This is a genomic window from Streptomyces ziwulingensis (assembly GCF_039542605.1).
Lineage (GTDB): Bacteria > Actinomycetota > Actinomycetes > Streptomycetales > Streptomycetaceae > Streptomyces > Streptomyces ziwulingensis.
The window spans coordinates 139,761-166,695 of the sequence record NZ_BAABIG010000034.1; the positions used below are offsets into that span (position 1 = coordinate 139,761).

The following is a 26,935-nucleotide window of genomic DNA, read 5'->3' on the forward strand; positions in this document are numbered from 1 at the left end:
ACAGACCGGTTCCCTACGATGGCGCGGTGACCAGTACAGCGTCGTCGATGGACTCCATGGACACCCGGCAGGACCAGGCACCGCACGAGCGGCGGCCCCCCTGGCAGCGGCGGCTGCGCCGTTTCGGCCACCCGGCGGTCCCCGAGGGCGACGTCCGCGACCGGCTGGTGCCGCCGTACACCCGCCCGGGGCCGCGGCTGTGGGCCTTCCTGGGCCTCGGCGGCCCCGCGGCGGACCGGCTGGTGAAGTGGTCGGCCTGGGGCGGTCCGCTGCTGGTCACGCTGGTGGCGGGGGTGCTCCGGTTCTGGGACCTGGGCAGCCCGAAGGCGGTGATATTCGACGAGACGTACTACGCCAAGGACGCGTGGGCGCTGATCCACCGCGGTTTCGAGGTCAACTGGGACAAGAACGCCAACGACCTGGTCCTGAACTCCGGCGGCGACGTCTCGATCCCGACGGACGCGGCGTACGTCGTGCACCCGCCGGTCGGCAAGTTCGTCATCGGCGCCGGTGAGTGGCTCTTCGGGTTCGGCCCGTTCGGCTGGCGGTTCATGACGGCGCTGCTCGGCACCTTGTCGGTGCTGCTGCTGTGCCGCATCGGGCGCCGCCTGTTCCGCTCCACCTTCCTCGGCTGCCTGGCGGGCGCGCTGATGGCGGTGGACGGTCTCGCCTTCGTGATGAGCCGGACCGCGCTCCTGGACAGCGTGCTGGTCTTCTTCGTCCTGGCCGCCTTCGGCTGTCTGCTCGTCGACCGCGACCGGGCGCGCGCCCGCCTCGCCGCGGCGCTGCCAGTGGACGCCGCCGACGGCCGGGCCCGCCCGGACGCGCACATCGCCGCGACCACCCGGATCGGGTGGCGGCCGTGGCGCTGGGCGGCGGGGCTGATGCTGGGCCTGGCCATCGGCACCAAGTGGAACGGCCTGTACATCCTGGCGGCGTTCTGCGTGCTGGCGGTCCTGTGGGACGTGGGCGCGCGCCGGGTGGCCGGCGCCGCCCGCCCGCGGCTGGCCGTCCTCAGGCACGACCTGGGCTGGGCCTTCCTCGCCACCGTCCCGGTCGCGGTCCTCACCTACCTGGCGTCCTGGACCACCTGGATCCTCTCCCCCGCCGACGGCTCCGGCGGCTACTACCGTGACTGGGCCGCCACCGACGGCAAGGACAGCGGCTGGTCCTGGCTCTTCCCCGACTGGTGGCGCAGCCTGTGGCACTACGAGTCGCAGGTGCTGGAGTTCCACACCCACCTGACCTCGCCGCACACGTACCAGTCCAACCCGTGGAGCTGGATCGTCCTGGGCCGCCCGGTCTCCTACTTCTACGAGTCGCCGTCGCCCGGCACGGACGGCTGCCCGGCGGACGCGGGCGAGAAGTGCGCCCGCGAGGTCCTGGCGCTCGGCACCCCGCTGCTGTGGTGGGTGGGCTGCTTCGCGCTGCTGTACGTGCTGTGGCGCTGGCTCTTCCGCCGCGACTGGCGCGCGGGCGCGATCGCCTGCGGCGTCGCGGCCGGCTATCTGCCCTGGTTCATGTACCAGGAGCGCACGATCTTCCTCTTCTACGCCGTCGTCTTCCTGCCGTTCCTCTGCCTCGCGGTGGCGATGCTGCTGGGGGCGGTCGTCGGCCGCCCGGGATCGAGCGACACCCGCCGCGCGGCGGGCGCGATGGCGGCGGGCGTCCTGGTCCTGCTGATCGCCTGGAACTTCATCTACTTCTGGCCGATCTACACGGGCACCGCCATCCCGATGGACGACTGGCGGTCCCGGATGTGGCTCGATACGTGGGTCTAGTCAGCCGTCCCCCGGCACTCCGGTCGCGTCCCGTGGACGCGACCGCCGCGCGCATCCGGAAAACCAGGGCTCGCACCCGCGCTCGCTCATGCATACTTCGGTTCCGGCCGGTCGGGGACCGGTGACCGCGGGGGCGGAGCGAGCACGATGGACTTCACGGAGTGGGCCGACTGGGTACGCGCGCTGATCGGGGCGGTGCTCACCTGTCTCGGGACGGCGGCAATCTGGCGAGTTGTCAGGGCGGCCGCCGCCCACAGCGACCCCCACCGGCGTACCGGGCGCCATGTCGCGCTGGTCCCCCGTCGCCTCGTCCGCCTCCGTACCGCGGCCGTCGGCCGCCGGCTGCGGGCTGCCACCGCGGTGCGGCGCCACCAGGGCCTGGGCAATACGACGCCCGCCGCGGATTTCCGGAGACATCTGGCGGAGGCGGACCGCTCGGAACGGGTGCTGCGGGCCGGCTCCCGCGTCTGGTCGCTGTACGTCCCCCTCGTTCTCGCGCTGTGCGGGGTCACGCTGGGCACGTGGGCCCTGATCTGGGAATACGCGATGGCGGGACCGCTGTCCGACCTCCTGGACACGGACACCCTCTTCTACGAGTCGTTCGACCAGGCCACATGGTTCGCCGGATATGACGAGGAGTGCCGGTCCTTCTCGCTGTTCCGCGGGTGCGAACCGGCCTTCCTTCCGTGGTGGAGCGGTTTCGAGGCGGGGTTCGATCTCGGGGTCGCGGTGGCGCTGCCGGTCGCCGCCTGGCGGCTCAGGCGGTCGGCCGCGGCCGGCTTCCGGACCTGGCTGAAGCAGGAGGCCCCGGATCTTCGCTGCCTGGAGGCGCTGGCGGCCTGCCGCGACGCGCTGCGCCCCACCGCTCCGGAAGCCACCGTCCTGGACGAGCGCGTCAGCGAACTCCGCACCGCGCTGGAAGACTTCGCCGCGGCGGGGGTCCCGGCGGACACCGTCCGGCGTACGGAACTCCAAGAGCACACCGCGCAGGTGACCGAGGCCCTGGGCAAGGCATCGGGGCGGTACCTGCGCGAGGGATCGGCCGCGCTGCCCGCCCTGATCGCGTTGCTGGCCACCGTGCAGGACCGCGTGTACGCCCGCCGGTGGCTCGCACTGCTCGCACCGGCGCAACTCGGCGCCGCGCCCCCTCCCGGTCCGGTTCCGGCCCAGCCGCAGCACGCGGTCGCCGCGGCTCAGCGCGACCCGGGCCGCTGGCAGCGTCTCATGCCGGCGGCGACCGCTCTCCCGGCGATACCCGCCCTGCTGGCACTGGCCTTCACCGCCGTCACGATCAGCCAGGCCAGCGACACACTCGACCTCACTCAGCGCGACCAGGTCTCCTCCGTGTACAACGAGACCGTCTCCAATCTCGGTGACGACGCGGTCAACGTGAGAGTCAGCAGCATCTACGGCATCGAACGGATGATGCGGGAGAACCCCGGCGAACAGCCGACCCTGGTCGGCGTTCTCTGCTCGTACGTCAGGGAGCACGCGAAGACGCCCAAGAACAAGCGGGAGCTGGAGCGGCGCCGTAAGGACGAGAAGGCACGGCCCACGGAGGATGTGCAGGCGGCCCTCTCCGTCCTGGGGAGGGTGCCGTCCGCCGCGGACATGCCGAGAATAGACCTACGGAACACCTCCCTCATAGGAGCCGAGATCTCGTCGACGAACTTCGCCAACGCGGATCTGCGCGGTGCCGACCTCACCCACGCCGACCTGAGGCTGAGCCAGTTCGGATCGGCCTGGTTCGACGGTGCCCGCCTGTCCGGAGCCCTGTTGAGTGACGCGGACTTCTCCGCGGCCGAGTTCATCGGCACCGACCTCAGCGGCGTCTGGTGGGACGGGGCGGTCCTGGTGGGCGCGGACCTGTCGGGAGCGAACCTGTCGCACGCGAGCCTCTTTCACCGGGACGACGGGGCAGTGACCAACCTGGAGCGCGCGGACCTCTCCGGGGCCCGGTTGACGGGCGCGGATCTCACCGGGGCGGCACTCCGGGAGGCCGACTTCACGAAGGACGACTCCCGGAGTCTGGGGGTCGCGGACGTCGACGGAGCGAACTTCACCGGAGCCGACCTCACCGACGCGCACCTGGCCGGCGTGGACGGGGCGACGGCCGTCTGGGACCAAGCGGTCCTGCCCCGGGGCCGCCCTTCGGTCACCTGACGGCGTGCGGAACGTCCCGGTACCGGGGTGTTCCCGTTCCGTCGGCTGATCTCCGTTCGGCCAACAAACGGAAACATCCGTGCCGCCGGTCACCCCGGGCAACTAGGCTGCCGCCGTCGGCGCTTTCGAACGTGTTCAATCAACGTGTTCCATCGAAGGCGGGCGGAAGCGGGACGGGGAGGGGACTGCCGATGGGCAGGGGGGTCAAGGTCGCCGTCATAGGCGGGGTGTTCGCCGTGATGGTGGGCGGCGCCGGGTACGGGGCCTACAACGTGGTGTCCGCGCTGGACGGCGGCACCGGTCCGGGCGGGGCGGCGGCCGAGACCGGGCCGCCGAGCGCGGACGAGGCCGAGGAGACGGCCGGGAAGTTCTTCGCGGCCTGGGAGCGGGGGCGGGCGGAGACTGCGGCGACATTCACCAACGACGACGCGTCGGCCGTCGCGCTGCTCACCTCGTACGCCGACGAGGCACACATCGGGGACGTCAGGGTCACGCCCGGCACGGCCACCCGCACCGCGTCCGGCACGACGGTGCCGTACACCGTGCGGGCGAAGGTGTCGTACCACGGGAAGTCCAAGCCGCTCACGTACCGGAGCGAGCTGCGGGTGGTGCGCGGGGAGACCACCGGGCGGGCGCTGGTCGACTGGCAGCCGTCCGTCGTCCACCCGGAGCTGCAGCGGGGTGACGTGCTGGTGACCACCGAGTCGGCCAGCCCGCCGATCGAGGCCGTGGACCGCGACGGCACAGTGCTGACGAAGAAGGAGTACCCCTCGCTCGGCCCGGTCCTGGACACTCTGCGGGAGAAGTACGGCGAGCAGGCCGGCGGTGAGTCCGGGGTCGAGCTGATGGTCCGGCACACCGCCGAGGGGGCCGCCGACACCCCGCTGCTCACCCTCGCCGAGGGCGTCCCCGGCAAGCTGCGCACCACGCTGAGCGCGGGGGTGCAGGCGGCGGCCGAGCGGGCGGTCGGGCAGTACGACGAGTCGTCGGTGGTGGCGGTCAAGCCCAGCACGGGCGAGGTGCTCGCGGTCGCCAACCATCGCGCGGACGGCTTCAACGCGGCTTTTGAGGGACGCAAGGCGCCCGGCTCCACCATGAAGATCATCACCGCGGCGATGCTCATCGACAACGGCGTGACCTCGATGAACGGCCCCGCCCCCTGCCGGGACAGCGCGGTCTGGCAGAGCCAGACCTTCAAGAACCTCACCGGCATGCAGCCCGACGAGGGCGCCACCCTGGCCGGCAGCTTCCAGCGCTCGTGCAACACCGCCTTCATCCAGCTCATCGACGAGGAGCCGCTCACCGACGCCTCGCTGACGGCGGAGGCCGAGGAACGGTTCGGTCTCGGCCGGGACGACTGGAAGACCGGCATCGTCTCCTTCGACGGTTCGGTGCCCGCCTCCGCCGGCCCGGACCGCGCGGCCAACGCCATCGGCCAGGGCCAGGTCCAGATGAACCCGCTGAACCTGGCCTCGGTGACGGCCACCGCGATCACCGGCACCTTCCGCCAGCCCTACCTGGTCTCCACCGAGCTGGACGACCGGGAACTTGCCGTCGCCAAGGGCCTGCCCTCGGACACCGCCGCGCAGCTCAAGCAGATGATGCGGCTCACCGCCACGCAGGGCACCGGCGCCCAGGCCATGTCGGGGCTGGGCGGCGACATCGGCGCGAAGACCGGTTCGGCCGAGGTCGACGGCGTGGAGACGTCCGACAGTTGGTTCACCGGGTTCCGCGACGACGTCGCGGCGGCGGCCATGACGGAGCAGGGCGGGCACGGCGGCGACGCGGCCGGACCGATCGTGGCGGACGTCCTGCGGGCGGGAAGCTGAACAGGCGGACCCGCGCGGGACTTTAGGCTGAGGGCCGTCGTTGACAGTCGGGACGGCACCGAGGGAACGGGAAGCAGTGGGCAACAGAAGGCACGTCGCCGAGCGACGGAAGACCGGACCCGCCGTGATCGGCGGGGTGATCGCCGCGGTCGTCGTCGGTGCCGCCGGGGTCGGCGCCTGGGCGCTGGCCGGTGACGGGACGGACTCCGACGGGGCGCACACCACCTCCGGCGCGGTGAAGAAGGCGAAGACCGGCCCGCTGTCGGCGGCCGAGGTGACCTCGGCCGCCCAGCGCTTCCTCACCGCCTGGCAGGGCGGCGAACTCGCCGGGGCGGCCGAGGCCACCGACGCCGCCGCCCCCGCGAAGGCCCTGCTCACCGCCTACGGCAAGGACGCCCGTACCGAGGGCCTCACCCTCACCCCGGGCACCCCCGTCGGCGCGAAGGTCCCGTTCTCCGTCAAGGCGACCGTGGTCCACGACAGGACGCGCGCGCCGCTCGCCTACGACAGCGCGCTGACCGTCGTGCGCCGGGACGGCGACGGGGAGCCGCGGGTCGACTGGACGCCCGCCGTCCTCCACCCGGACCTGGCGGAGGGCGACCGGCTCGTCACCGGGGAGGCCGGGGACCCGCCCATCGAGGCGGTGGACCGCGACGGCGGCGCGCTCACGGCCGCGAAGTACCCCTCGCTCGGCACGGTCCTGGACGGGCTGCGGGAGAAGTACGGCAAGCGGGCCGGCGGCACGGCCGGCGTGGAACTGCGCGTGGTGCGCGGCAAGGCGTCGAAGGCGAAGAAGCTCTCCGACAAGACGCTGCTGGAGCTGAGCGAGGGCACGCCGGGCACCGTGAAGACCACGCTGGACCCCGCTCTGCAGGCCGCCGCCGAGAAGCAGGTGGCGCGGCGGGCGCGGTCCTCGGTGGTCCTGACCCGGGCGTCGACCGGCGAGATCCTCGCGGTCGCCAACAGCGGCCACGGCTTCAACACCGGCTTCCAGGGTTCGCTGGCGCCCGGCTCCACGATGAAGGTCCTCACCTCCTCGCTGCTGATCGAGAAGGGCCTGGCCTCCGCCGACAAGCCGCACCCGTGCCCGAAGTACTCCAGCTACGGCGGCTGGAAGTTCCAGAACGACGACAAGTTCTCGATCAAGGGCGGCACGTTCAAGGCGAGCTTCGCGCGCTCCTGCAACACCGCCTTCATCAGCCGGGCCGGCAAGCTCGCGGACGACGACCTGACCCGGCAGGCCCAGGAGGTCTTCGGTCTCGGCCGCGACGACTGGGCGATCGGCGTGCCGTCCTTCGACGGGGCGGTGCCGGTGCAGAGCGCCGCCCAGAAGGCCGCGTCCCTCATCGGGCAGGGCGGGGTCCGGATGAACCCGCTGAACATGGCGTCGGTGTCGGCGACGGTCCGGTCCGGCGCCTTCCACCAGCCGTACCTGGTCGCTCCGTCGGTGGACGGCCGCACCCTCGCCACCGCCTCGCGGAAGATGTCCGCCGGCACGCTGGCGCAACTGCGGGAGCTGATGGCGTACACCGCGGACTACGGCACGGCGGCCGAGGCGATGGCCGGGGTTCCCGGCGACACCGGGGCGAAGACCGGCTCGGCCGAGGTGGACGGCCAGAAGAAGCCGAACGGCTGGTTCACCGCCTACCGCGACGATCTCGCCGCGGCGGCCGTGGTGCAGGCGGGCGGCCACGGCGGGGACACCGCGGGGCCGATCGTGGCGGCGCTGCTGAAGGCGGGCGGCTGACGGACCACGCCGGGGCGGGCGCCCGCCCCGGCGCTCCCGCCCGCCTCAGCGCGGAGCCACCGTCGCCGTCACCGTTTCCGGTTCCGGTTCCGCGTGAGCCGCCGCCGTCTCCGCCGCGTACGTCAGCCCCAGGAAGCGCAGCAGCGTCTTCGTCTCGAACTGGACCACCGAGCACCCCCGCCCGGAACCGCTGGAACCGCCGGAACCGGAGTGGAACTCGACCACGGTCTGCACCCGGCCGCACGGCCACACCCGGATCGCGCCCGTCCCGGCCGCCGCGCGCAGCCCCCGTTCCAGCAGTTCGCGGGGGAAGGCCCACTCGCGGACGCCGTTCCCGGACGCCGGCCCGGTGCCCGGCAGCGCGACGCACACCGACCGGGGGTCGGCCCCGGGGTCGTAGCGCAGCTTCACCGGCAGGCTCCGGCCGCCGCAGTCCTCGTCCGGGGCGTCCGCGTCGGTGAGGACGTGGACTCGTGCGTACTGCTCGATCACAGGCATCGGACGGCACCTCACACTGCGCGACCTGGACAGGACTCCGCGGACTCCGCGTCCCACCCCACTCCCCCGCTCCCTCCCACTCCCTTCCACTCCAATGTCGCATATTCCACGAAACGCGCCCTTCGGGCGAGACATCACATGTGAGGTCAGCTTTTACCTCGCTCTTGCATAGAGGTCGCAACTGCTCCCTATCATCGAGAGGTGCACGTACCTGACGGATTCATCAACGCCCCGACCTCCGCGGTCACCGGTGTCGTCGCGGCGGCCGCCGTCGCGGTCAGCCTGCGCGGCGCGCGCCGCGAGCTGGACGAGCGGACGGCCCCGCTGGCCGGCCTCGTCGCGGCGTTCATCTTCGCCGTGCAGATGCTGAACTTCCCCGTCGCGGCGGGGACCAGCGGCCATCTGCTCGGCGGGGCGCTCGCCGCGATACTCGTGGGCCCCTTCACCGGGGTCCTCTGCGTCTCCGTGGTCCTGCTCATGCAGGGCATCCTCTTCGCGGACGGCGGCCTCACCGCCCTCGGCGTCAACATCACCGACATGGCCATCGTCACGACGGTCGTCGCCTACGCGCTCTTCCGGGGCCTGGTGAAGGTGCTGCCGCGCACCCGCCGCACGGTGACCGTCGCCTCCTTCGTCGCCGCGCTCGTCTCCGTCCCGGCCGCCGCCGTCGCCTTCACCTTCCTGTACTGGATCGGCGGCACCACCGACGTCTCCCTCGGCAAGGTCGCCACCGCCATGATCGGCGTGCACGTCCTGATCGGCATCGGCGAGGCCGTGATCACCGCGCTGACCGTCGGCGCCGTCATCGCCGTCCGCCCGGACCTGGTGTACGGCGCCCGCGGCCTGGAGCAGCGGCTGAAGCTGCGGGTCGGCGGCGAACTGGTCGACGCCGCCGCGCCCGCCCCGGTCCCGGTCGCCGCCCGCTCCCACCGCAAGCTGTGGATCACCGGCCTGGTGACCTCGCTCGTGCTGGCCGGCTTCGTCAGCTTCTACGCCTCCGCCAGCCCCGACGGTCTGGAGAAGGTCGCCGCCGACAAGGGCATCGACAGCAAGGCCGAGGAGCACGCGAACGCCGACTCCCCGCTCGCCGACTACGGCGTCGAGGACGTCACGGACGCCCGGCTCTCCGGCGGCCTCGCGGGCGTGATCGGCGTCGGCGTCACGGTCGTCGCGGGCAGCGCGGTGTTCTGGGCGGTGCGCAGGCGCCGTACCGACGACGTCTCGCCCGGTTCCACGAGCGCCAGTTCCACGAGCGCCTGATGGGCGCGGACGGGGGTACCTCGCACGCGTTCAGCGGTGCGGGCGCCCACCGGCTCTACCGGCACGGACACTCCGCCGTGCACGCTCTGCCGCCGCACACCAAACTCGCCGCCGTCTTCGGCTTCGTGGTGGTCGTGGTCTCCACCCCGCGCGAGGCGATGTGGGCGTTCGGCCTGTACGCCGTCCTGCTCGCGGCCGTGGCGTACGCGGCCCGCGTCCCGGCCGGGTTCCTGCTCAAGCGGCTGCTGATCGAGGTCCCGTTCGTCGCGTTCGCGGTGCTGATGCCGTTCGTCGCGGAGGGCGAGCGGGTCGAGGCGCTGGGCCTGTCGCTGAGCGTCAACGGCCTGTGGGGCGCGTGGAACGTGCTGGCCAAGGGCACCCTGGGCGTCGCCGCCTCGGTCCTGCTGGCCTCCACCACCGAACTGCGCGAACTGCTCCTCGGCCTGCAGCGCCTGAAGCTCCCGCCGCTGCTGGTGCAGATCGCCTCCTTCATGATCCGGTACGGCGATGTGATCGCCGACGAGATGCGGCGGATGCGGATCGCCCGGGAGTCGCGCGGCTTCGAGGCGAGCGGTGTACGGCACTGGGGTGTCCTCGCCAAGTCGGCGGGCGCGCTCTTCATCCGCTCCTACGAGCGCGGCGAACGCGTCCACCTGGCCATGATCAGCCGCGGCTACGCCGGTTCCATGCCGGTCATCGACGAGGTGACCGCCTCCCGGACCCAGTGGTCCGCCGCGCTGACCCTCCCGTGCGCGGCGCTGCTCGTCTGTCTGCTGGGATGGACCCTGTGACCGCGACCCCCGCATCCCCCGCGACCCCCGCCGCCCCTGCCTCCCTGAAGGTCTCCGGCCTCGCCTTCGCCTACCCCGACGGGCACCAGGCCCTCTTCGGCGTCGACTTCTCGGTCGCGCGCGGGGAGCGGGTCGCCCTGCTCGGTCCGAACGGCGCCGGCAAGACGACTCTGGTCCTGCACCTGAACGGCATCCTGACCGGCGGCGCCGGCACGGTCGAGGTCGCCGGGCTGCCGGTGGGCAAGCGGCACATGGCGGAGATCCGGCGCCGGGTCGGGATCGTCTTCCAGGACCCCGACGACCAGCTCTTCATGCCGACCGTGCGCGAGGACGTGGCGTTCGGACCGGCGGCGGCCGGAGTGACGGGCCCGGAGCTGGAGCAGCGGGTGGACCGGGCGCTGGGCCTGGTCGGCATGGGCGCGTTCCGGGACCGGCCCCCGCACCACCTCTCGTTCGGCCAGCGGCGCCGGGTGGCGGTGGCGACCGTACTCGCCATGGAGCCGGAGATCCTGGTGCTGGACGAGCCGTCCTCCAACCTGGACCCGGCCTCCCGCCGCGAACTCGCCGACATCCTGCTCTCCCTGGACGTGACGGTCCTGATGGTCACGCACGACCTGCCGTACGCCCTCCAGCTCTGCCCCCGCTCCCTGGTCCTCAGCGAGGGCGTGATCGCGGCGGACGGCCCGACCGCCGACCTGCTCTGCGACGAGGAACTGATGGCCGCCCACCGCCTGGAACTCCCCTTCGGCTTCGACCCGCGCTCCGTGACGACGCGCACATGACGCGCCGCTGAGGAATCCGGCCCGCCCGGCGGCTGTTGCACGCGCTGTAGCGGGCGAGCGCACCCGACGGGTGCGAGTGGAGAGGGACGGCGGACGTGGACGTGCACGGCACAGTGGCCGAGGGGTTCGAACCGGTCAGGGACGCGTTCGTACGGAACTTCACCGCCCTGGGCGACCGGGGCGCCGCCGTCGCCGTCTACCGGGACGGCCGCCGGGTCGTCGACCTGTGGGGCGGCGTGCGGGACATCGACGGCACCGCGCCCTGGGAGCGGGGCACCGCCCAGGTGGTGCGCTCGGCGACCAAGGGCGTCGCCGCCGCCGTACCGCTCCTGCTGCACCTGCGCGGCGCACTGGACCTGGACGCGCCGGTGGGGGCGTACTGGCCCGGGTTCAAGGCGCACGGCAAGGAACGGGTGCTGGTCCGGCACGTGCTGAACCACCGGGCCGGGCTGCCCCTGCTCGACCGGCCGCTGACGCCCGGGGAGGCCCTCGACCCGCGGCGCGGCATCGAGGCCGTCGCCGCGCAGTCCCCGGTCTGGGAGCCGGGCACCGACCACGGCTACCACGCGCTGACGTACGGCTGGCTGCTGGACGGACTGGTGCGCCGGGTGACCGGCCGGGGCACCGGTGAGTGGATCGCCGACGAGATCGCCCGCCCGCTGGGCCTGGACCTGTGGCTGGGGCTGCCGGCCGCGGAGGAAGCCGCCGGACGGGCCGGGCGGGTCGGTCCGCTCACCGCCCCCGAACCGGCCGGCGGTCTGCGCGTGCGCCCCAAGCGGGCGGTCACCGCCGCCTACGAGGACCCCGCGTCCCTCACCCGCCGCGCCTTCGCCGCGATCACGCCCGCCGCCGACCAGAACACCCCGGCCTACCGGGCGGCGGCGCTCCCCGCCGCCGGGGGCATCGCGACCGCCGACGGGCTGGCCCGGTTCTACGCCGGGCTGATCGGCGAGGTGGACGGCGTCCGGCTGTTCGACGCGGCGACCGCGGAGCTGGCCCGGACGGAGGAGTCCGCGGGCCCCGACCGCGTCCTGGTCGTCCCCACCCGCTTCGGCCTCGGCTACATGCTGCACGGCGGCGCGTCCCCGCTGCTCTCCCCCGCCTCCTTCGGCCACCCGGGCCGCGGCGGCTCCCTCGGCTTCGCCGACCCCGAGTCGGGCATCGCCTTCGGCTACGTCACCAACGGCTTCCGCCGGACGGTGACGGCCGACCCCCGGGCCCAGGCGCTGGTGAAGGCGGTACGGGCGGTCCTGGAGACGGCCTGAGGCGCGGCGCGCGTCCGGGTGTCAGACGTGGATCGGGTGGGACACCCTCCCCGACACCTCGTCGATCTCCTCGTGCGCCTTGGTCAGCAGCCGCATCGCCAGTTCGTTCAGCGCCCGCGCCCCGGCGATCTCCTCACCGACGCGCGGCTGCCGCGCGTCCACGCGGTGCCGGCTGGCGTGCCCGTGCGCCCGCTCCTCGCTGCCGTCGGGCAACCGCACCATCGCGACCGCCCGCGTGTGCTGGTCGTCCTCCGAGAACTCCAGCTCGACGTGCCACCCCACGGTGGTGTGCGTCATGACGTTCACCTCCCGAACTCCCGAAAGCCCTCCTCCCAGGGTGCTCCTCGGGGGCGCGGGGCGCATCCAGGCCGGTTCGTTCAGGGGTGCAGCCTCTTCACCATGACCGCGTAGACAGGGGAGTCGGCGAACGGCTGCCGCTCGCCCACCTTCTCGTAGCCCCACGTCTCGTACAGTTTCCGCACCTTCGGGTGCGTCACGTCCACCAGGAGTACGGCAAGGTCCTCGCCGCGCTCCTTCAACAGCGCTTCGTGCAGACGATCCGAGATGCCTTGCTTCCGCCACCGCGGGCGCACCATGACCTCGGAAACGGCGTATGTCGCCGTGGAGCCTTCGTCCGGTTCGAAGTCGGTGGAGCGCCACCATTCGCGGCCCGGCTGGAGCAAGGCGCCGTAGGCGAAGCCGGTCGGCTCGTCTGCGTCGAAGGCGACGACGCAGGTGAAGCCGTCCGTTCCTGACCAGTGGTCGACGAACCAGGGGAATCGCCGGTTGAACGCGTCGTCCATCGCATCGGCGTAGGCGTCGGCGTGCACGTCGATCAGCATCTGCCTGAAGCCCGCCGGAAGGCTTCCCCGGCCGTAATGCCGCAGGTCGATCGCTCTGGTCACGCTCGACTCCCTTCATCCCGCATACGGTCTGCCCAGTCACGGGCGTACGACGTGGCCGGCGCCGGCCTGGGCAGGTCTCGGTGAAAGTCTCCGGTCAGGGTGCGCATCCGTCCAGGAAGCGGGACGCCGTCCATGATCGTGAAGACGGTGGCCGCGGTGTGCGTGGCCTGCTCCGGCCAGTGGCGTCACGACGGCTGCCGCTCGCGCACGTCCACCAGGGTGGCGCCGGCATGGACGACCAGTTCCCTCGGCGCCATCGGGAAGACGGCGTACGGGGTGCCGGCGGCGGCCCAGACGAGGTCGTGGGCGAGCAGCGAGCGGTCGGCGAGGACGCGGGTGCGCGTGCGGTGCCCGAAGGGCGGCACGCCGCCGATGGCGTACCCGGTGGTCTCCCGTACGACGTCGGCCTTGGCCCGGGTGACCTTCTCGGCGCCGAGTTCCTCCCGGACCCGCTCCACGTCGACGCGGGAGGCGCCGTCCACGAGCACCAGCACGGGGACGCCGTCCGCCGCGAAGATCAGCGACTTGCAGATCTGGCTCAGCTCGCACCCGACCGCGGCGGCGGCCTCGGCGGCGGTACGGGTCGCCTCCGGGAAGCGCCGCACCCGCGAGGTGAGACCGTCCAGACCTAGCGCGCCGAGCGCCTCGGCGAAACGGGGGTGGGCTGCGGAGGAACCGTCGGGCGTCGTCGTCATGCGGGGCAGGGTAGTGGTGCGTACGTGAGGCGGGCGAGCGGGTTTCGGCTCCGGGCATGAGCCGGGACGGAGAAGACGGAGAAAGCCGGTGAGGGCTGCCCCGTCCCCACGGAGCCCTCACCGGCGGTCTTTCTCAGGAAGGACGCGACGCGTCAGGCGCGTGCCAGTTCCTTGTCCTCGTCGTCCCGGGCGTCGGACAGTTTCTTCAGGCCCTCGCCCTCGACGTCCACGTTGGGCAGGGCGCGGTCGAGCCACTTCGGCAGCCACCAGGCCCGCTTGTCGAGCAGCGCGAGCACCGCCGGGACCAAGGCCATGCGGACGACGAACGCGTCGAAGAAGACCGCGATCGCCAGGCCGAAGCCGATCATCTTGACCATCGCCTCGCTGGAGCCGATGAAGCCGGCGAAGACCGCCATCATGATGACCGCGGCGGCGGTGACGACCCGGGCGCCGTGCTTGAACCCGGTGATGATCGCCTCGGCGGGCTTCTCGCCGTGGACGTACGCCTCGCGCATCCGGGTCACGAGGAAGACCTCGTAGTCCATGGCGAGGCCGAAGACCACGCCGACCATGAAGATCGGCATCATCGACATGACCGGGCCGGTCTCCTCGACGCCCATCAGGCCGGAGAACCAGCCCCACTGGAAGACCGCGACGACGGCGCCGAGCGCGGCCAGCACGCTGAGCAGGAAGCCGAGGGCGGCCTTCAGCGGGACCAGGATCGAGCGGAAGACGACGATCAGCAGGAGGAAGGCCAGGCCGACGACCAGGATCAGGTACGGGATCAGCGCGTCGTTGAGTTTCTGGCTGACGTCGATGTTCATCGCCGTGGAGCCGGTGACCAGGGTCTCGGCGCCGGTGTCGGCCCGGACGTCGGCGCCCGCGTCGCGGATGCCGTGCACCAGGTCCTCGGTGGCGACGGAGGACGGCTTGGAGTCGGGGATGACGGTGATGGTCGCCGTGTCACCCGCCTTGTTGGGTGCGGGCGGGGTCACCGTGACGACGCCGTCCAGGCCCTTGATCTCGTCCGACACCGCGGTGAACGCGGCCTTCGCGTCGTCGCTGCCCTTGGCGTCCACCACGACCATCAGCGGGCCGTTGAAGCCCGCCCCGAAGCCCTCCGACAGGAGGTCGTAGGCGCGGCGCTGGGTGGTGTCGGTGGGCTGGGAGCCGTCGTCGGGCAGGCCGAGTTCGAGGGAGGCGGCGGGGATCGCGGCGGCGCCGAGGCCGATGACTCCGAGGAGGAGGACGGCCAGCGGGCGGCGGACGACGAACCGCGCCCAGCGGGTGCCCATATTGGGCTTCGCGGGCCCGGCGGACTGGTTCCCGGCGGACTGGTTCCCGGAACCGGCCTGGCTCCCGGAACCGGCCTGGTTCCCGGCGGCCTTGCGCCCGCGGAACCTGCCCTTCGCGCCGGCCGGCTTGACCCTGCGGCCCGCGTACCCGAGCAGCGCCGGGACCAGGGTGAGGGCGATCAGGACCGCGATGGCGACCGTGGCCGCCGCCGCGATGCCCATCTTGGTCAGCATCGGGATGTTGACGACGGCGAGGCCCACCAGGGCGATGACGACCGTGAGGCCGGCGAAGACCACCGCGGAGCCCGCGGTGCCGACCGCCCGGCCGGCGGCCTCCTCGCGCTCCCGGCCCTCGGCGAGTTCCGCGCGGTAGCGGGAGACGATGAACAGGGCGTAGTCGATACCGACCGCGAGGCCGATCATCATCGCCAGGATGGAGGTGGTGGAGCCCAGTTCCAGGGCGCTGGCCAGGGCGGTGATGGAGGAGACGCCGATGCCGACGCCGATGAGCGCGGTGAGCAGCGGCAGTCCGGCGGCGACCAGCGAACCGAAGGTGATGACGAGGACGACGGCGGCGACCGCGATGCCGATGACCTCGGTGGCGCCGGTGTGCGGCACCGCGGAGAGCGCGTCACCGCCGACCTCGACGGTCAGCCCGGCGTCCCGCGCCTGCTGGGCGGTGTCCTCCAGGGCGTCCTTGGTGGTCTCCGCCAGTTCCATGCCGGAGACGTCGTACTTCACCGACGCGTACGCGACCGTGCCGTCCTTGCTGACGGCCTTGCCCTGGTAGGGGTCGGCGACCGAGGCGACCTCGGAGCCGTCGGACAGCGTGCCGACAGCCTTCTCGACGGTGGCCTTGTGGTCGGCGTCCGTCATCTTCTCGCCGGCCGGCGCCTTGAAGACGACACGGGCCGTGGCCCCGTCGGCGCTCTGGCCCGGGAAGCGCTGTTCCAGCAGGTCGAAAGCTTTCTGCGCTTCGGTGCCGGGGATGGAGAACGAGGTGGAGCCGGCGGGCGGGGCGCTGGCCGCGCCGACACCGGCGAGGGTCAGCAGCGCCACCCATATCAGGGCGACGAAGTGCCGTCGCCGGAAGGCGAGCCGGCCGAGTTTGTAGAGGAACGTGGCCACGAGGGCGTACTCCCGGTCAGGTCGTGGGGTGTTTCGGGGCAGGGGTGATCAGCCCGGCGACGTGAGCGGTGACGTCAGGTGGGGCCTTGCGAGGGGGACGTGTCAGGTGGTGGTGACGCCGAGTGCGGGGAGGATCACGGCGTCGATGTAGGAGGTGAGGAAGGCACGCGTCGGCGGCTGCTCGTCGAGGAGGGTACGGGTGGCGAAGCCGCCGACCATCATGTGGACGAGGAAGTCCAGCGCCGGACAGTCCGGTCTGATCTCGCCGCGGTCGACGGCGCGTCGCAGCACCCGCTGGAACTCCGCCGTCTCGGGTTCGATGAGCTGTTCCCGGAACGCCTGACGCAGGTCCGGGTTCTGGTGGAGGGCCATGGCGACACCCCGCATCAGCGCGGAGTTCCGTTCCATGGCGCAGTCGTCCTCGCGGGCCAGCAGGGCGTGCAGGTCGCCGCGGAGCGTGCCGGTGTCGATGTCGCCGATCTCGCCGGGTTTGTCGTGCCGGATGGCCTTGACCACCAGCTCGGCCTTGCCGCCCCACTGGCGGTAGAGCGTGGCCTTGCTGGAGCGGGTGCGGGCCGCCACGGCGTCCATGGTGAGGGCGTCGTAACCGACTTCGCGGAGCAGGTCGAGCACGGCCGCGTACAGCTCGGCCTCGCGCTCGGGGGTGATGCGGCTGCGGCGCACCGTCGCGACCTCGGCCATCTCCCCGCCCCTTCCTGGCTCGAACCGCGGAACTGATCCCGGGAACGCCCCCGGGATCGACCGAGGACGCCACCGGGTGCGTACGTGATGAATGTATCTCATCCCCTAAGCGAAACGAAACTGTTTCGTACGTGTCGTGCGTCACGGTTGTCAGCTCTCCGTAAGCGGAGGACCGTCACCATGAGCGCCTTCCCGGGCCGCACCGGGCACCTGTACGAGTCGCACGAGTTGCTGGTGCCCCGACCCCGGAAAAGCATGGGGAGAGTGAGCTATCTGCGCCTGCCCCACCTCCACGCCGACCTGCTCTGCTTCGTGGCCGAGGACGACCTCTGGCTCGCGCCGCTGGACGGCCCGGGCCGTGCCTGGCGGCTCACCGTCGACCGGGCCAAGGCCGGGCACCCCCGCTTCTCGCCGGACGGCCGGCAGGTGGCGTACACGAGCTGGCGCGGTCTCGTCCCGGAGGTCCACCTGGTGCCGGTCGCGGGCGGGCCGGGCCGGCGGCTCACCCACTGGGGCAACCTCGACACCCGCGTCCGCGGCTGGTCCCCGCCCGAGCCGGACGGCACCACCGCCGTCCTCGCCGTCACCTCCCAGGGCGAGCCCTTCTCCCACCTGACCTGGGCATACAAGATCTCCCCCGACGGCGACCCGGGCCGCAAACTGCCCTGGGGACCGGTCTGCGACCTCCAGGCCGCCGACCTCGACGGGGAGCGGCGGACCCTGCTGCTCACCGGCGCCCCGCCGCACGAGCCCGCCGCCTGGAAGCGCTACCGGGGCGGCGCCACGGGCCGGCTCTGGCTGCACGGCCGGCGCCTGCTCCCCGGCCTCGGCGGCCACCTCGACTCCCCCCTGTTCGCCGGCGGCCGGATCGCCTTCCTCTCCGACCACGAAGGTGTCGGCAACCTCTACTCGTGCGCGTACGACGGCGCGGACCTGCGCCGCCACACCGACCACGACGCCTGCTACGCCCGGCACGCCGCGAGCGACGGGACCCGGGTGGTCTACCAGTGCGCGGGCGACCTGTGGCTGGTCGACGACCTGTCGGCCGGCTCGGTGCCACGCCGGCTCGACGTCCGGCTGGACGGGCCGCGCGCGGGACGGCGTACGTACCAGGTGCCCGCCGCCCAGCACGTGGGCGGCGTCTCGGTGGACGAGACGGGCCGCGGCAGCGCGGTCGTCGTCCGCGGCAGCCTGTACTGGCTCACCCACCGCGACGGCCCCGCCCGCACCCTCGCCGACACCCCGGGGGTACGGGTGCGGCTGCCGGAGATGCTCGGGGGAAGCGGCCGGATCGCCTACGTCACCGACGCCGACGGCGAGGACGCCGTCGAGATCTCCCACCTGCCCCGGGCCACGGGGTGCCGCGCGCCCCGGCGGACGGCCCCCGGCAGGCTCGGCCGGGTGCTGGAGCTGGTCGCGGACCCGCGGGGCGAACGCCTCGCCGTCGCCTCCCACGACGGCCGGCTGCTGCTGCTCTCCGTCCCCGCGGACGAGGTCTCCGAGGGCGAGGCGGGCCTGGTCCCCGACGGTGAGGCGGGCCTGGTCCCCGACGCCGAGGCGGGCACGGTTCCCGGCAGCGACGTGGACGCGGTCCCCGGCAGCGACACGGACACGGTTCCCGACGGCGGGGCCCCCGGGGACGAGGTCACCGAGTTGATCCGGTCCGGCAACGGCCCCGTGCGCGACCTCGCCTTCTCCCCGGACGGGACCTGGCTGGCCTGGTCCCATCCCGGCGTCGGCCGCTCCCTGCGCCAGATCAGGATCGCCCGGATCACCGGGCGGGACGCCCCGGTCGTCGTGGACGTCACCGACGGCCGGTTCGAGGACGAGAACCCGGTCTTCACCCGCGACGGCCGCTACCTCGCCTTCCTCTCCTGGCGCGGTTTCGACCCGGTGTACGACGTCCACACCGGTGACCTCTCCTTCCCGCTCGGCTGCCGCCCCTACCTGGTCCCCCTCTCCTCGGCGACCCCCTCGCCCTTCGCGCTGAACCCGGAGGGCCGCCCGGCCGCCGGGGGCCTGGACCCGGTCGAGGAGGCGTCCGGCGAGGGGCCCGCGGTGACCGGCGCGGGCCCCGCGGTGACCGTCGAGGTCGAGGGGCTGGCCAGCCGGGTGACGCCGTTCCCGGTCACCGCCTCCAAGTACTCCGCGCTGCACCCGGTAGCGGGCGGTGGACTGGTCTGGCTGCGCTGGCCGATCTCCGGCGCCCTCGGTGAGACCTTCGCCAACCCCGCCGACCCCAGCGAGCGGCCCACCCTGGAGCACTTCGACCTCGCCAAGGCCCGCAAGTCCGAACTCGTCGACCACCTGGACTGGTTCGCGGTCAGCGGCGACGGCACCCGCCTCGTCGTGCTGGACGAGGACGAGGTGCGCGCCGTGCCCGCCGCCGAGCCCGGCGACGGCGACAGCACCACCTGGATCGACCTGCGCCGCATCCTGCACGAGGTCGACCCGGGTGCCGAGTGGCGCCAGGCGTACGAGGAGGCCGGCCGGCTGATCCGCGCCCACTTCTGGGACCCCGGCATGTGCGGGGTGGACTGGGACGCGGTGCTGGCCCAGTACCGCCCGCTGGTGGACCGGGTCGCCTCCCCGGACGACTTCGCCGACCTGCTGCGGGAGGTCCTCGGCGAACTGGGCACCTCGCACGCCTACGTCACCGCCGCCCGCCGCAACGAGGGCCCGGCCCACTACCGGCGCCGCCAAGGCCTGCTCGGCGCCGACTTCGTCTGCCGGGACGGCCGCTGGGTGGTGAAACGCATCCTGCCCGGCGACTCCTCGGACTCCAGGGCCCGTTCCCCGCTGGCCGGCACCGGCGTCCGCGAGGGGGCGGTCCTCACCCACGTCGGCGGCCGCCCGGTGGACCCGGTCACGGGCCCGTACCCGCTGCTGGCCGGGGCGGGCGGTACGACCGTGGAGCTGGCCTTCGCGCCGGGCGAGGGCAGCGGGCCGCCCCGCCGCGTCGCCGTGGTCCCGCTCGTCGACGACCGGCCGCTGCGCTACCAGGACTGGGTGGCCAAACGCCGCGCGCTGGTACGGGAGCTGAGCGGCGGCCGCTGCGGCTATCTGCACATCCCGGACCTGGGCGGCTCGGGCTGGGCGCAGTTCAACCGCGACCTGCGCCTGGAGGTCTCCCGGCCGGCGCTCCTGGTGGACGTGCGCGGCAACGCGGGCGGGCACATCAGCGAACTGGTCCTGGAGAAGCTGACCCGCACCATCCTGGGCTGGGACCTGACCCGGGACGCGCAGCCGGTGTCGTACACCTCGAACGCGCCGCGCGGGCCGGTCGTCGCGCTCGCGGACGAGGCGACGTCCTCCGACGGCGACATGATCACGGCGGCGTTCAAGCTGCTGCGGCTCGGGCCGGTGGTGGGGCAGCGCACCTGGGGCGGGGTGGTCGGCATCACCGGGCGGCACGGCCTGGGCGACGGCACGGTGATCACGGTGCCGATGAACGCGGCCTGGTTCGACGCCTACGGCTGGTCGGTGGAGAACCGGGGCGTCGACCCCGACGTACCCGTCCTGCGCACCCCGCTGGACTGGGCCGAGGGCCGCTGTCCGGTGCTGGACGAGGCGGTCCGGATCGCCCTGGAGCTGCTGGCGGCCGGCCCGCCCGCCACCCCGCCCGGCCTGGACGACGTACCGGACCGCTCCCGTCCGCCGCTGCCACCCCGGAAGCCCCGCGAATCCCGCGAATCCCGCGAGAACTGAGGTAGTGACCGGACAGAGGGAAGGGGCGCCCCTCCGTCACCGGAGGGGCGCCCCTGACCGCTCGACGGCGTCTCGCGTCAGCGGTTGCTGTCGCGGTCCCGGTCGCGGTCCCGGTCGCGGTTGCGATCGCGGTCGAAGTCCGTGTCGAAGCGGTCGTCGGCCTCGCGGCGGGCCGGCTGCTCCGGGCCGTCGTCGTCCCGACGACGGCCGCGCTCCTGCTGCAGGCGGTCCCTGGCCTGGTCGGCCTCGGGCCGGCCCTGGTCCCGCAGCCGCTCGGACTTCTCCTGGAACTGGTCCTTGATACCCATGTGGGTTCACTCCTGGGTGAGTCGGTTCCGGCCGGTGAAGTGGCCGGGCCCGATCAGATTCACACGGGCGGTGACCCTGCGCATGTCGATCAGTTACGGAGCGTGGTCCGCTGCTGTTCGTCGGCCGCGCCGCCCGCTCCGACCAGCCCGACCCGCATGCCGTCCAGCCGGCCCGCGAACCGCCGCATCTCCCGCTGCCCGACCGCGCCGATGACCGTCGGCAGGTAGCCGCGCACGCTCTGCATGCCGCGCAGCCACCACTGCGCGTAGACATGGCTCGACCGGCGCTCGATGCCCTCCACGAACCGGTCCACGGCGGGGCCCAGCGGGTACGTCTTGTTCGTCGGCCACGGCAGCCGCTGCCGCAGCTCCCGCATCACGTCGTCCCGGTCGGCGCCGCGCACCATGTCGGTGTCGGTCCAGGACAGGTAGCCGACGCCGACCCGCACCCCGCGGTGCCCGACCTCGGCGCGCAGGCTGTGCGCGTACGCCTCCACGCCCGACTTGGAGGCGCAGTAGGCGGACATCATCGGCGCCGGGGTGAGCGCGGCGAGCGAGGCGACCTGGAGCAGGTAGCCGCGGGTCTCGAAGAGGGCGGGCAGGAAGGCGCGGGCGGTGACGGCCGAGCCGATCAGGTTGACCTCGATCACCCGGCGCCACGCCTCGTGGTCGGAGTCGGCGAACGGCCCGCCGGTGGCGACACCGGCGTTGGCCACCACTATGTCGATCTTGCCGAACCGGTCCTTCACCTCGCCCGCGACCCGGGTCATCGCGTCCTGGTCGGTGACGTCGGCGTGCCAGATCTCGCTGTCGCTGTGCAGCTTGGCGGCGACCTGCTTCAGCCCGTCCGGCTCCAGGCCGACGAGCGCCACCTTCACCCCGCGCGCGGAGAGCTTGCGGGCCAGCAGTTCCCCGACGCCGCGCGCGGCTCCGGTGATGACGGCGACCCGTCCTTCCAGGTTCACCCTGCTCATGCGTTCTCCTCGGCCGGTACGGCGGTCTGTGTCGAAGCGGATCGTGTGGAAGCGGACTGTGTGGAAGCGGACTGTGTGGAAGCGGAGGCGGGCGCGGACAGGTAGGTGTCCGCGAGCGTGCGTATCTTGCCGGTGACCAGGTCCGGGGCCTCCAGCGGCGTCATGTGGCCGACTCCGGGCAGTTCGGTGAGGCCGACGAGGTGGGGCAGCGCGGCGGCCAGCGCGCGGGCGTGCACCGGCGGGGTCAGCCGGTCGGCGGTGCCGACGACCACCTCCACCGGCGCGGTCAGCTCCGGTATGCCGTGGTCGAGGTCGAGCAGGTCGAGCACCCGCGACCAGGCGTGGCGCACCCCGCGCGGGCAGGCGTGCACGATCCGGGCGCACGCCTCGACCATGTCGGGGGCCGAACCCGGGCCCATGGTGCCGTACTTGAGGACCCGCCGGGCGGCGGGCGTGACCGGTCCGAGCGGCGCCCGGGAGCCGAGGACGCGGCGGGTGAGCCAGGTCCGCAACGGTCCCGGCCGCAGCGGCAGCACCGTGGCCGAGGCGACCAGCTTCGAACTGCCCGTGGAGCAGAGCAGGACCGCGGCGACGTGCGCGCGCACCGCCGGGCGGGCGGCGGCGGCCAGTACGGTCATCCCGCCCATGGAGTGACCGGCGAGCACGGCCCGTTCGCCGGGCGCGAGGGTGGCCGCGAGGACCGCTTCGAGGTCGTCGGCGAGGGCGTCGGTGGAGCAGGCGGGGCTCGCCGGGCTGCGGCCGTGGCCGCGCTGGTCGTAGGCGATGACCCGGTGGTCGGTGGCGAGGGCGCGGATCTGCGCCGCCCAGAAGGCGGTCGAGCAGGTCCAGCCGTGGGCGAGGACGACCGCGGGGGCGCCGTCCGAGCCGTGCACCTCGACGTGCAGCCGGGCGCCGTCGGCGGAGACGGCGGTCAGCTCCCGGGCGGGGGCGGGCGGGGCGTACGCGCCGGAGGCGGTGGCGAGGAGACGGCTCACGCGCCCACCTCCGCGCCGCTCTTCCCGGCCCCGGCGGACGGGCTCCCGGCCACGCTCCGGCCCCCGGTCGAGGACGGGTGGTCGGTCGCGGCCGGGCGCAGCACCTCGTACTCCGCCAAATCCACGCGGCGCGTCGCGCGCCGGAACTCGGCGGTGGTGCCGGGCCAGACGGTGGTGTTGCGGCCGCTGGCGTCCAGGTACCAGCTCGTGCAGCCGCCGGTGTTCCACACCGTGCGCTTCATCCGCTCCTGCACCATGTGGTTCCAGGACTCGACGGCGGCAGGGCGGGCGTCGAGGGCGACCCGGCCGCCGAGCACGTGGAGCTGGCGCAGGTAGTCGGCGAGGTAGTTGAGCTGGGACTCGATCATGAGGATCATCGAGGAGTTGCCGAGGCCGGTGTTGGGCCCGATGACCGTCATGAAGTTGGGGAAGCCGGCCGCCGTCGCGCCGCGCAGCGCCTCCATGCCGCCCTTCCAGGTCTCGGCGAGGGTGTGCCCGTCGGCGCCCACCACCCGCTCGGCGATGGGCATGTCGGTGACGTGGAAGCCGGTGCCGAAGATGATCGCGTCGGCCTCGGTCTCGGTGCCGTCGGCGGCGACCAGGGTCGAGCCGCGGACCTCGCTGAGGCCGCTCGCGACCACGTCCACATTGGGCTGGGCGAGCGCCGGGTAGTACTCGCTGGACAGCAGGATGCGCTTGCAGCCGATGCGGTAGTCGGGGGTGAGCTTGGCGCGCAGCGCCGGGTCCTTGACCGCGCGGGCCATGTTCAGCTTGGCGATCTTCTCGACGAAGCCGAGTTCCTCGGGGTGCTTGGTGAACGCCTGCACCTGGAGTTCCCGCATGCCCCACAGCAGGCCCCGGCGGAGCTTGGTGGTGGCGGGGACCGCGCGGTGCAGCAGGCGCTCGGCGCCGCTGATCGCCCGGTCCATGCGCGGCATCACCCAGGCCGGGGTGCGCTGGAAGAGGGTGAGGCGGCCGGCCTTCGGCTGGATCGCCGGGACGATCTGGATGGCGGAGGCGCCGGTGCCGATCATGGCGACGCGCTTGCCGGTGAGGTCGTAGTCGTGGTCCCAGCGGGCCGAGTGGAAGACCTTCCCGGGGAAGGTGTCCAGGCCCGGGATGTCCGGGACCTTCGGGTCGGAGAGCGGACCGGTGGCGGAGACGACGACGTCGGCGGAGAGGTTGCCGCTCGCCGTCTCTATCTCCCACCGGAACTTCTCGGCGTCCCAGGTCATCCGCCGCACCTCGGAGTCGAAGCGGAGGTGGGGGCGGAGCCCGAAGGTGTCGGCGACCCGCTCCAGATAGGCGCGGATGTGCCGCTGGCCGGAGAAGGCGCGCGGCCAGTCCGGGTGCGGCGCGAAGGAGAAGGAGTAGAGGTGTGACGGTACGTCGCAGGCGCACCCGGGGTAGCTGTTGTCCCGCCAGGTCCCCCCTACGCTGCCGGCCCGTTCCAGGACGACGAAGTCGGTGATCCCCTCGCGGCGCAGCCGCACCGCGGCACCCAGCCCGCCGAACCCGGATCCGACCACCGCCACCCGTACATGCTTGTGCTCGGCCATCCCGACGCCTCCACGCATCGCCTTGACTCCGCCAGTGAACACTGGCGCAATGGGGAGCGTAGAGGAGGCGGCTACCGATGGGTAGGGGTCGGGCGAAGGAAAGTTACCGGCGGTACGCCGTAAGGTCGGGGCGTGACCGAGAAGTGTGAATACCGCATGGAGGAACTGGCCCGGCAGGCCGGCATCACGGTGCGCACCCTGCGCTTCTACCGGGAACGCAAACTGATCCCGCCGCCCCGCCGCGAGGGCCGTATCGCCTGGTACGACGACCATCACCTGGCCCGGTTGCGCACGATCTCCGCCCTGCTGGAACGCGGCCACACCCTGAACGGCATCGCGGAGCTGGCCGACGCCTTCGACCACGGCCGCGACGTCGGCGACCTGCTGGGCCTGGGCGAGCCCACCGAGGAGATCCCGGTCCGCCTCACCCCCGAGGAACTCGCCGCCCGCTTCGAGGGCCAGGACACCCCGGAGAACCTCGCCGCCGCGATGGAGCTGGGCTATCTCGGCATCGACGGCGACGAGGTCGTCCACATAAGCCGCCGGCTGCTGGACGCCTCCTCGGCCCTGGTCCGCGAGGGCGTCCCGCTCGCCGAGGTCCTCGGCGCGGGCGGACGCGTCCGCGCCCACGCCGACGCCCTGGCCGCCCTCTTCGCCGACCTGGTCCTGCGCCACGCGGCCCCTGATGACCTCCCCCGCCTGCGCCCCCTGGCCCGCAGCGTGGTGGAGGCGGAACTCTCACTGGCCCTGGACCGGAAACTACGGGAACAACAGGCCGAGGCCGGCCTTCGGCAAGGGCCCTCGGAGAGGATCGCGGACGGGCCGCCGGAGGGGCGGCCGGAGGGGCGGCCGGAGAAATCGCCGGAGAGGCCGCCGGAGGAGTCGCCGAAGAGGCCGCCAGAGAGGCCGTAGAGCGGCCCGCCCCTCAGGACCGGTCGTAGACCACCGTCACCGGCGCGTGGTCGGACCACCGCTCGGCGTGCGTGGCGGCGCGCTCGACGTAACCCTTGACGGCGGTGGCCGCGAGCCCGGGCGTCGCCACCTGGAGGTCGATCCGCCAGCCCGCGTCGTTGTCGAAGGCCCTCCCCCGGTACGACCACCACGCATACGGCCCCTCCGCCTGCGGGTGCAGCGCCCGCACCACGTCGACGTAGCCGCCGTCGGCCGGGTCCAGGACGCGGCTCAGCCACGCCCGCTCCTCGGGGAGGAAGCCGGAGTTCTTCCGGTTGGCGCGCCAGTTCTTCAGGTCGGCCTCGCGGTGGGCGATGTTCCAGTCGCCGCAGACGACGACCTCGCGCCCGTCGGCGGCGGCCCGCTCGCGCAGTCCCTTGAGGTGGCCGAGGAACTCGTCCATGAAGCGGACCTTCTCGTCCTGGCGCTCGGTGCCCACCTCGCCGGAGGGCAGATAGAGGGAGGCGATCGTCACACCGGGCAGGTCCGCCTCCACGTACCGGCCGCCGCCGTCGAACTCCGCGGAGCCGAAGCCGACCCGGACGCGGTCCGGCTCACGGCGGGTGTAGAGGGAGACGCCGGCCCGGCCCTTCGCGGCGGCGGGAGCGTGCGTGACGTGCCAGCCCTCGGGGGCGCGGACCTCGTCCGGCAGTTGGTCCGGTTCGGCCCGCACCTCCTGGAGACAGAGCACGTCGGCCTCGGTGGCGGCGAGCCACGGCACGAAACCCTTCTTCGCGGCGGCACGCAGGCCATTGACGTTGACGGAGGTCACGGTGAACATCCCGGCACGATACCGGCACACTGGACGCTGTCCCGTCCCAGATTCACCTTGACATACGGTAGGAACAATGGACATACGCCGGGTGCCCTTCGACCACCCCGACGCCATGAAGCTCAACGACGAGGTACAGGCCGAGTACGCCGTCCGCTACGGCGACGACGGCGACGCCACCTACCTCCAGCCGTCGGACTTCGCGCCGCCGAACGGCCTCTACCTCATCGCCTACGACGAGGCGGGCGTCCCGGTCGCCACCGGCGGCTGGCGTTCCCGGGAGACCGACGAAGAGGGGTACCGGGACGGGGACGCCGAGCTGAAGCGGATGTTCGTGATCGAGCAGATGCGCGGCCGCGGCCTGGCCCGCCGCATCCTCGCCGCCCTGGAGGAGGACGCCCGCGCCGCGGGCCGCATCCGCATGATCCTGGAGACCGGCACCAAGCAGCCCGAGGCCGTCGCCCTGTACACCTCCAGCGGCTACGAACCGTGCGAGAAGTTCGGCTACTACCGCTTCCACGAGGACAGCCTGAACTACGCCAAGAAGCTGTAGCGGACACCGGAGCGGCGGAGTCCGGACCGCCGGAGAAGCGGGCGGCCCGGACTCCGCGCGGTCACGGCGATGGCCTCGGCGGGACGAGCGCCGCGACGGCCCTGAAGGTGACGGGGCATCACCACGGGCTTCACCACAGTGCTTCACCGCAGTGCTTCACCACAACGAAGAATCCCGCCCGATCTATCCGATCGGACGGGATTCTCTCAACTGCTTCGCGAGCAGTTGTCGCGGTGGGGTGTTCACGAGTGGGTCTGACCAGCAGCGGAGAAGC

The 26,935-nt window shown here is 72.9% G+C and carries 22 protein-coding genes; 11 read left to right on the forward strand and 11 right to left on the reverse strand.

Features of this window, described 5'->3' with window-relative positions; genetic code table 11:
* The first annotated feature begins 26 nt into the window (after nucleotides 1-26).
* The 4 genes from ABEB00_RS19170 to ABEB00_RS19185 all read left to right on the forward strand — a co-directional run bounded on the left by ABEB00_RS19170 (nucleotide 27) and on the right by ABEB00_RS19185 (nucleotide 7,520).
* On the forward strand, nucleotides 27-1,781 hold the full coding sequence (locus ABEB00_RS19170; protein ID WP_345621055.1) for a dolichyl-phosphate-mannose--protein mannosyltransferase: 1,755 nt from the start codon (nucleotides 27-29) through the stop codon (nucleotides 1,779-1,781).
* Nucleotides 1,782-1,928: 147 nt separating this feature from the next.
* The gene (locus ABEB00_RS19175; RefSeq protein WP_345621056.1) at nucleotides 1,929-3,944 is read left to right on the forward strand and encodes a pentapeptide repeat-containing protein; all 2,016 of its coding nucleotides are present in this window, start codon (nucleotides 1,929-1,931) and stop codon (nucleotides 3,942-3,944) included.
* Nucleotides 3,945-4,135: 191 nt separating this feature from the next.
* Nucleotides 4,136-5,773 (forward strand): penicillin-binding transpeptidase domain-containing protein, encoded by a 1,638-nt coding sequence (locus ABEB00_RS19180; RefSeq protein ID WP_345621057.1) that lies wholly within the window; start codon nucleotides 4,136-4,138, stop codon nucleotides 5,771-5,773.
* A gap of 76 nt (nucleotides 5,774-5,849) precedes the next feature.
* Entirely contained in the window at nucleotides 5,850-7,520 is a 1,671-nt protein-coding gene (locus tag ABEB00_RS19185; RefSeq protein ID WP_345621058.1) for a penicillin-binding transpeptidase domain-containing protein, read from the forward strand.
* A gap of 45 nt (nucleotides 7,521-7,565) precedes the next feature.
* Here the strand turns inward: ABEB00_RS19185 and ABEB00_RS19190 are convergent, their stop codons facing one another.
* Nucleotides 7,566-8,018 (reverse strand): SsgA family sporulation/cell division regulator, encoded by a 453-nt coding sequence (locus ABEB00_RS19190; protein WP_345621059.1) that lies wholly within the window; start codon nucleotides 8,016-8,018, stop codon nucleotides 7,566-7,568.
* A 201-nt stretch (nucleotides 8,019-8,219) separates the two neighbouring features.
* On the opposite strand from ABEB00_RS19190, the gene ABEB00_RS19195 reads away from it, so the two are divergent.
* From ABEB00_RS19195 to ABEB00_RS19210, 4 genes are all read left to right on the forward strand, one after another.
* The gene (locus ABEB00_RS19195; RefSeq protein ID WP_345621060.1) at nucleotides 8,220-9,278 is read left to right on the forward strand and encodes an energy-coupling factor ABC transporter permease; all 1,059 of its coding nucleotides are present in this window, start codon (nucleotides 8,220-8,222) and stop codon (nucleotides 9,276-9,278) included.
* A complete protein-coding gene (gene cbiQ, locus ABEB00_RS19200) occupies nucleotides 9,278-10,069 on the forward strand; it encodes a cobalt ECF transporter T component CbiQ (RefSeq protein ID WP_345621061.1) in 792 nt (263 codons plus the stop codon). Before ABEB00_RS19195 ends, cbiQ begins: the two co-directional genes overlap by 1 nt.
* Nucleotides 10,057-10,851 carry an energy-coupling factor ABC transporter ATP-binding protein gene (locus ABEB00_RS19205; protein WP_345621062.1) on the forward strand — a complete coding sequence of 265 codons (795 nt, stop codon included), beginning with the start codon at nucleotides 10,057-10,059 and terminating at the stop codon, nucleotides 10,849-10,851. The genes cbiQ and ABEB00_RS19205 overlap by 13 nt, the downstream gene beginning before the upstream one ends.
* Before the next feature lie 95 nt (nucleotides 10,852-10,946).
* Entirely contained in the window at nucleotides 10,947-12,116 is a 1,170-nt protein-coding gene (locus tag ABEB00_RS19210; protein WP_345621063.1) for a serine hydrolase domain-containing protein, read from the forward strand.
* 21 nt (nucleotides 12,117-12,137) lie between these two features.
* Here ABEB00_RS19210 and ABEB00_RS19215 read toward each other — a convergent pair whose 3' ends face one another.
* The 5 genes from ABEB00_RS19215 to ABEB00_RS19240 form a co-directional block, all read right to left on the reverse strand.
* A complete protein-coding gene (locus tag ABEB00_RS19215) occupies nucleotides 12,138-12,413 on the reverse strand; it encodes a DUF1876 domain-containing protein (protein WP_345621064.1) in 276 nt (91 codons plus the stop codon).
* A gap of 80 nt (nucleotides 12,414-12,493) precedes the next feature.
* Entirely contained in the window at nucleotides 12,494-13,021 is a 528-nt protein-coding gene (locus tag ABEB00_RS19220; RefSeq protein WP_345621065.1) for a GNAT family N-acetyltransferase, read from the reverse strand.
* Nucleotides 13,022-13,206: 185 nt separating this feature from the next.
* Nucleotides 13,207-13,716, reverse strand: a complete 510-nt coding sequence (locus ABEB00_RS19230) for a YbaK/EbsC family protein (RefSeq protein ID WP_345621066.1) — start codon at nucleotides 13,714-13,716, stop codon at nucleotides 13,207-13,209.
* 152 nt (nucleotides 13,717-13,868) lie between these two features.
* Complete coding sequence (locus ABEB00_RS19235; RefSeq protein ID WP_345621068.1) at nucleotides 13,869-16,139, reverse strand: MMPL family transporter; 2,271 nt, start codon at nucleotides 16,137-16,139, stop codon at nucleotides 13,869-13,871.
* Nucleotides 16,140-16,241: 102 nt separating this feature from the next.
* Nucleotides 16,242-16,841: a TetR/AcrR family transcriptional regulator gene (locus ABEB00_RS19240; protein WP_345621069.1), complete on the reverse strand. Its 600-nt coding sequence runs from the start codon at nucleotides 16,839-16,841 to the stop codon at nucleotides 16,242-16,244.
* A gap of 255 nt (nucleotides 16,842-17,096) precedes the next feature.
* On the opposite strand from ABEB00_RS19240, the gene ABEB00_RS19245 reads away from it, so the two are divergent.
* Nucleotides 17,097-20,549 (forward strand): S41 family peptidase, encoded by a 3,453-nt coding sequence (locus ABEB00_RS19245; protein WP_345621087.1) that lies wholly within the window; start codon nucleotides 17,097-17,099, stop codon nucleotides 20,547-20,549.
* 77 nt (nucleotides 20,550-20,626) lie between these two features.
* Here ABEB00_RS19245 and ABEB00_RS19250 read toward each other — a convergent pair whose 3' ends face one another.
* The 4 genes from ABEB00_RS19250 to ABEB00_RS19265 form a co-directional block, all read right to left on the reverse strand.
* The gene (locus tag ABEB00_RS19250) at nucleotides 20,627-20,857 is read right to left on the reverse strand and encodes a hypothetical protein (RefSeq protein ID WP_345621070.1); all 231 of its coding nucleotides are present in this window, start codon (nucleotides 20,855-20,857) and stop codon (nucleotides 20,627-20,629) included.
* 89 nt (nucleotides 20,858-20,946) lie between these two features.
* Complete coding sequence (locus ABEB00_RS19255) at nucleotides 20,947-21,831, reverse strand: SDR family oxidoreductase (protein ID WP_345621071.1); 885 nt, start codon at nucleotides 21,829-21,831, stop codon at nucleotides 20,947-20,949.
* Complete coding sequence (locus tag ABEB00_RS19260) at nucleotides 21,828-22,826, reverse strand: alpha/beta fold hydrolase (protein WP_345621072.1); 999 nt, start codon at nucleotides 22,824-22,826, stop codon at nucleotides 21,828-21,830. Before ABEB00_RS19260 ends, ABEB00_RS19255 begins: the two co-directional genes overlap by 4 nt.
* On the reverse strand, nucleotides 22,823-24,385 hold the full coding sequence (locus ABEB00_RS19265) for a flavin-containing monooxygenase (RefSeq protein WP_345621073.1): 1,563 nt from the start codon (nucleotides 24,383-24,385) through the stop codon (nucleotides 22,823-22,825). Before ABEB00_RS19265 ends, ABEB00_RS19260 begins: the two co-directional genes overlap by 4 nt.
* A gap of 132 nt (nucleotides 24,386-24,517) precedes the next feature.
* On the opposite strand from ABEB00_RS19265, the gene ABEB00_RS19270 reads away from it, so the two are divergent.
* Nucleotides 24,518-25,297 carry a MerR family transcriptional regulator gene (locus ABEB00_RS19270; protein WP_345621074.1) on the forward strand — a complete coding sequence of 260 codons (780 nt, stop codon included), beginning with the start codon at nucleotides 24,518-24,520 and terminating at the stop codon, nucleotides 25,295-25,297.
* Between the two features lie 13 nt (nucleotides 25,298-25,310).
* On the opposite strand, the gene ABEB00_RS19275 is transcribed toward ABEB00_RS19270, so the two are convergent.
* Complete coding sequence (locus ABEB00_RS19275) at nucleotides 25,311-26,117, reverse strand: exodeoxyribonuclease III (RefSeq protein ID WP_345621075.1); 807 nt, start codon at nucleotides 26,115-26,117, stop codon at nucleotides 25,311-25,313.
* A gap of 67 nt (nucleotides 26,118-26,184) precedes the next feature.
* Here ABEB00_RS19275 and ABEB00_RS19280 point away from each other — a divergent pair, with 67 nt between their 5' ends.
* Complete coding sequence (locus ABEB00_RS19280) at nucleotides 26,185-26,661, forward strand: GNAT family N-acetyltransferase (RefSeq protein ID WP_345621076.1); 477 nt, start codon at nucleotides 26,185-26,187, stop codon at nucleotides 26,659-26,661.
* Nucleotides 26,662-26,935 lie beyond the last annotated feature (274 nt).